Annotated in this window: 6 protein-coding genes; 5 read left to right on the top strand and 1 reads right to left on the bottom strand. The window is 71.3% G+C overall.

Going from position 1 to position 4870, the window contains the following annotated elements; genetic code table 11:
* From MTQ10_RS27895 to MTQ10_RS27870, 5 genes are all read left to right on the top strand, one after another.
* Positions 1 to 290, top strand: a 290-nt coding sequence (locus tag MTQ10_RS27895; protein WP_441351006.1) for an elongation factor 1-alpha C-terminal domain-related protein, incomplete at its 5' end; no start/stop codon positions are given.
* 223 nt (positions 291 to 513) lie between these two features.
* A complete protein-coding gene (locus tag MTQ10_RS27885) occupies positions 514 to 1623 on the top strand; it encodes an aliphatic sulfonate ABC transporter substrate-binding protein (RefSeq protein ID WP_247473061.1) in 1110 nt (369 codons plus the stop codon).
* A 36-nt stretch (positions 1624 to 1659) separates the two neighbouring features.
* A complete protein-coding gene (locus MTQ10_RS27880; protein ID WP_247473060.1) occupies positions 1660 to 2445 on the top strand; it encodes an ABC transporter ATP-binding protein in 786 nt (261 codons plus the stop codon).
* Complete coding sequence (locus tag MTQ10_RS27875) at positions 2432 to 3337, top strand: ABC transporter permease (protein WP_247473058.1); 906 nt, start codon at positions 2432 to 2434, stop codon at positions 3335 to 3337. The genes MTQ10_RS27880 and MTQ10_RS27875 overlap by 14 nt, the downstream gene beginning before the upstream one ends.
* A 5-nt stretch (positions 3338 to 3342) precedes the next feature.
* Positions 3343 to 4101 (top strand): sirohydrochlorin chelatase, encoded by a 759-nt coding sequence (locus tag MTQ10_RS27870; protein WP_247473057.1) that lies wholly within the window; start codon positions 3343 to 3345, stop codon positions 4099 to 4101.
* Positions 4102 to 4122: 21 nt separating this feature from the next.
* On the opposite strand, the gene MTQ10_RS27865 is transcribed toward MTQ10_RS27870, so the two are convergent.
* On the bottom strand, positions 4123 to 4870 hold a 748-nt coding region (locus tag MTQ10_RS27865), incomplete at its 5' end, for a DUF5937 family protein (RefSeq protein WP_247473056.1).

Here is a 4870-nt window from a genome sequence, read left to right as displayed (position 1 = left end):
CCCGCACCGTCAAGGCCATCGTGAAGGACATCCCCTCCCGGCTCACCCTGGACGACCTGTCGCTGCACCCGCACCCCGGACAGCTCGCCGCCAACGACATCGGCCGGGTGAAGATCCGCACCGCCGAGCCGCTGCCCGTCGACTCCTACGCCGACTCGCGCCGCACCGGCTCGTTCATCCTGATCGACCCCAGCGACGGCACCACCCTGACCGCGGGCATGGTCGGCGAGTCCTTCGCCGCGCCGGAACCGGTCAAGGACGAGTCCGACGACGACGGGTGGGACTTCTGAGCATGCTCTCCGACGGTTTCTACGTCACGTTCGCGAAGGAGGGCGGTCGCGTCGGCAGCGGCGCCCTCGGCAGCGGACAGGGCGGGGTGGCGCGATGTGCGCGCTGACGTACGCGCACCGCATGCGCGCCCGCACCCCCCACGTGCTGCACCGACGAAGACCTGCCGAACTCCCGGCCACGGCCTGAACCGTGACCGCCGGGCCAACGAGAGGAAAACCTCCCGTGCCTGCCAGTTCCAACCTTGTCCGCCGCGGCCTGGCCGTGGCCGCCGCGCTCCCCCTGCTCGCCCTCGCCGCCTGCGGCTACGGCTCCGAGGCCAAGGACGACTCGCCCGAGCAGCAGGTCGCCGCCGGCGCCGAGAAGATCGACGGGCTCGACTCCGTCCGGATCGGCTACTTCGGCAACCTCACCCACGCCACCGCCCTGGTCGGCAAGCAGAAGGGCTTCTTCCAGAAGGAGCTCGGCGCCACCCGCGCCAAGTACCAGGTGTTCAACGCCGGCCCGTCCGAGATCGAGGCGCTGAACTCCGGTTCCGTCGACATCGGCTGGATCGGCCCGTCGCCTTCGATCAACGGCTACACCAGGTCCGAGGGCAAGAGCCTGCGGATCGTCTCGGGTTCCGCGTCCGGCGGTGTGAAGCTCGTCGTGAACCCCGACAAGATCAAGACCCTGGACGACGTCAAGGGCAAGAAGATCGCCACCCCGCAGCTCGGCAACACCCAGGACGTGGCGTTCCTCAACTGGATCGCGGGCAGGGGCTGGAAGGTCGACGCGCAGAGCGGCAAGGGCGACGTCTCGGTCATCCGCACCGACAACAAGATCACCCCGGACGCCTACAAGTCCGGCTCCATCGACGGCGCGTGGGTGCCGGAGCCGACCGCGTCGAAGCTGGTCTCCCAGGGCGCGAAGGTGCTGCTGGACGAGGCCGACCTGTGGCCGGACAAGAAGTTCGTGATCACGAACGTGATCGTGTCGCAGAAGTTCCTCGAGGAGCACCCGAAGGCGGTCGAGGCGGTCCTGAAGGCCTCCGTGGCGACCAACAAGTGGATCAACGCCAACCCGGAGGAGGCGAAGGCCGCGGCCAACGCCCAGCTGAAGGAGGACTCCGGCAAGGCGCTCCCGGCCGAGGTCATCGACCCGGCGTGGAAGTCGATCCAGTTCATCGACGACCCGCTGGCGTCCACGCTGAACACCGAGGCCGACTACGCGGTCAAGGCGGGTCTGCTGGAGAAGCCGAAGCTCGACGGCATCTACGACCTGACGCTGCTCAACAAGATCCTCAAGGCGCAGGGCGCGAGCCCCGTCGACGACGCCGGCCTCGGCGTCGAGTAGCCCCGAAATCCCGAGAGTTCCCAGGAGGTGACGATCATGGCCACCGCGATCGCCGAGGCCGCGGACGTCGAGTCGGTCGAGCACGCCGCGCGTATCGAGAGCGTCTCGAAGTCCTTCAGCGGGCCCGCAGGGCAGCAGCTGGTCCTGGACGACATCACCCTCGATGTCGCTCCGGGCGAGTTCGTCACCCTCCTGGGTGCCTCGGGCTGCGGCAAGTCCACTCTGCTCAACCTGGTGGCGGGCCTGGACCGGCCCTCCGCCGGCAGCATCACCACCGACGGGCGTCCCGCTCTGATGTTCCAGGAGCACGCCCTGTTCCCGTGGCTGACCGCGGGCAAGAACATCGAACTCGCCCTGAAGCTCCGGGGCGTGCCCAAGGGCGAGCGGCGCGGACGCGCCGAGGAGCTGCTGGAACTGGTCCGGCTGAAGGGCTCGTACGGCAAGCGGGTGCACGAGCTGTCCGGCGGCATGCGCCAGCGTGTGGCGATGGCGCGGGCGCTCGCGCAGGACAGCCGGCTGCTGCTGATGGACGAGCCGTTCGCGGCTCTGGACGCCATCACCCGGGATGTGCTGCACGACGAGCTGACCCGCATCTGGGCGGAGACGGGCGTGTCGGTGCTGTTCGTCACGCACAACGTGCGTGAGGCGGTACGGCTCGCGCAGCGGGTGGTGCTCCTGTCGTCGCGTCCCGGCCGGATCGCGCGCGAGTGGCGGGTGGACATCCCGCAGCCGCGCCGCATCGAGGACGCCCCGGTGGCGGAGCTGTCCCGGGAGATCACCGAAGTACTGCGTGGGGAGATCCGCCGTCATGGCCAGCACTGAGACGACCGAGACGACGTCGGACGCGTCCGCCAAGGACGGCCTGGGCGGGCTGGAGGCCGGGCTCGACGCGCTGGAGACGACCGCCGTCGGCCGCCCGCCGCTGCGGCAGACACTGCTGAACAAGGTGCTGCCGCCGGTCGTGGCCGTCGCCGTGGTGCTGGTGGTGTGGCAGGGCCTGATCTCCCTGAAGATCGTCGACGATCCGACGAAGCTGCCCTCGCCGGCCGATGTGGGCAACGAGTTCAAGGACGCCTGGCTGAGCGGCACACTGCTCGACTACATCTGGACGTCCATCTCGCGCGGTCTGCTCGGCTTCCTGTTCGCGCTCGCCATCGGCACCCCGCTGGGGCTGCTGGTGGCGCGGGTGAAGTTCGTGCGGGCGGCGATCGGTCCGATCCTGTCCGGGTTGCAGTCCCTGCCGAGTGTGGCGTGGGTGCCTCCCGCGGTGATCTGGCTGGGCCTGAACAACTCGATGATGTACGCGGTGATCCTGCTCGGCGCGGTCCCGTCGATCGCCAACGGTCTGGTGTCCGGCATCGACCAGGTGCCGCCGCTGTTCCTGCGGGCGGGCCGCACCCTCGGCGCGACCGGTCTGAAGGGTGCCTGGCACATCGTCATGCCGGCGGCGCTGCCCGGCTATCTGGCGGGTCTGAAGCAGGGCTGGGCGTTCTCGTGGCGGTCGCTGATGGCCGCGGAGATCATCGCCTCCTCCCCCGACCTGGGCATCGGTCTGGGCGCGCTGCTGGAGAACGGCCGCAACGCCAGCTCCATGTCGATGGTGTTCGAGGCGATCATTCTGATCCTGTTCGTCGGCATCGCGATCGACCTGCTGATCTTCAGCCCGCTGGAGCGGTGGGTGCTGCGCAGTCGCGGCCTGCTGGTGAGGAACTGACCGTCATGTCCCCGAGCCCGGTTCTTCTCGTCGTCGCCCACGGCAGCCGCGATCCGCGGCATGCCGCGACCGTGCACGCCCTCGTGGAGCGGGTACGGGCGCTGCGGCCGGGGCTGCGCGTGGAGACCGGGTTCCTGGACTTCAACGTGCCGTCCGTGCCGGGCGTGCTTCAGTCCCTCGCGGCGCGGGGCGTACGGGACGTCGTCGCCCTGCCGCTGCTGCTGACGCGTGCTTTCCACGCGAAGGCGGACATCCCGGCGGTGCTGCGGGAGGCGCCGCGCGGTCTGCGCGTCCGGCAGGCCGACGTGCTCGGCCCGTCGCCGCTGCTGCTGTCGGCGCTGGACCGGCGGCTGTACGAGGCGGGGATCGGCCCCGCCGACAAGTCCTCGACCGGGGTCGTGCTGGCCTCGGCGGGGTCCAGTGACCCGGAGGCGATCGCAGTGATCGCTGAAATCGCGCGGGAGTGGCGGCACACCGGTTGGTGCGCCGTGCGGCCTGCGTTCGCCTCCGCATCTCTTCCCCGCACCGAGGACGCGGTGCGTGAGCTGCGTGCTCTGGGCTGCGAGCGGGTCGCCGTGGCGCCGTACGTGCTCGCGCCGGGGTTCCTGCCGGACCGTATCGCGCGGGGCGCGGCCGAGGCGGACGTCCTCGCGGACGTGCTGGGTCCGGCGCCGGAGGTGGCGCGGGTGCTGCTGGAGCGGTACGACCGGGCGAGGGCCGCGGGGGCGGGTCGGATGCCGTCGGTGGCGGCGCTGGGGGCGTGACGCGGGCCCTGCGGGGGCCGGCTACCGGCACAGGCCGTCGCCGAGTGCCGTACGGGCGTATCGGACGATGCGTCCGCTGCGGGTGCGGGTGAGCAGGCCCGCGTCGTAGAGAACGGTCAGGTGCTGGCTGACGGCGCCCGGGGTGACGCCGAGACGGTGGGCGAGTTCCGTCGTGGACGCCGGTTCGGCGAGCAGGAGCAGCAGACGGGCGCGGGGCCTGCCGAGGAGGCGGACGAGGGCTTCGCCGGTGACCGGGGGCGGTTCCTCGGAGAGGGTGCCCCGGCCGCGCGCCGGATACATCATCACGGGCGGCCTGGTGGGGTCGATGAGCGGCTGGGCGCCGCGTGCGAACAGCGTGGGCAGCAGCACCATGCCGCGTCCTTCGAGCCTGACGTCGGCGCGGGGCACGGGCGCGAGGAAGTCGCGGGTGGACACCCTGAGCCTGCCGTCGGCCCAGGTGAGCCGGTGGTCGAGCCCGGAGAACAGCGCGGCGGCGCCCTGTTCGGCCAGGATGCGCCCGCGGTGGGCGAGGTCGGCCTCGAGGATGGCGCCTGCCCTCGGCCACCAGTCGTCGGCCAGGCAGGTGCGCCAGTAGGCGTCCAGGGCGCCGACGATGCGCCGGAGGAACGCGGTGGGGTCGGTGAGGCCGCGGGCGACGAGCGGCGGAAGCTGCTGCGGGGTGCGGTAGGCGGCGCGGAAGTCGGCGTCGACGACCTCGGGCGGGGTGGCGGCGAGCTGTTCGAGTTCCTCGGCGAAGTCGGGCCGGGGG

The organism is Streptomyces sp. XM83C (genome assembly GCF_023072675.1).
GTDB lineage: Bacteria > Actinomycetota > Actinomycetes > Streptomycetales > Streptomycetaceae > Streptomyces > Streptomyces thermocoprophilus.
The sequence above is the reverse complement of the archived record's forward strand: the minus strand, read 5'-3'. Positions and strand labels throughout refer to the sequence as shown.

What these genes read in the sequence shown, in the direction of transcription:
- MTQ10_RS27880 (WP_247473060.1), top strand. Translation starts at nt 1,660, where the DNA reads ATGGCCACCGCGATCGCCGAGGCCGCGGACGTCGAGTCGGTCGAGCAC.
- MTQ10_RS27875 (WP_247473058.1), top strand. Translation starts at nt 2,432, where the DNA reads ATGGCCAGCACTGAGACGACCGAGACGACGTCGGACGCGTCCGCCAAG.
- MTQ10_RS27870 (WP_247473057.1), top strand. Translation starts at nt 3,343, where the DNA reads ATGTCCCCGAGCCCGGTTCTTCTCGTCGTCGCCCACGGCAGCCGCGAT.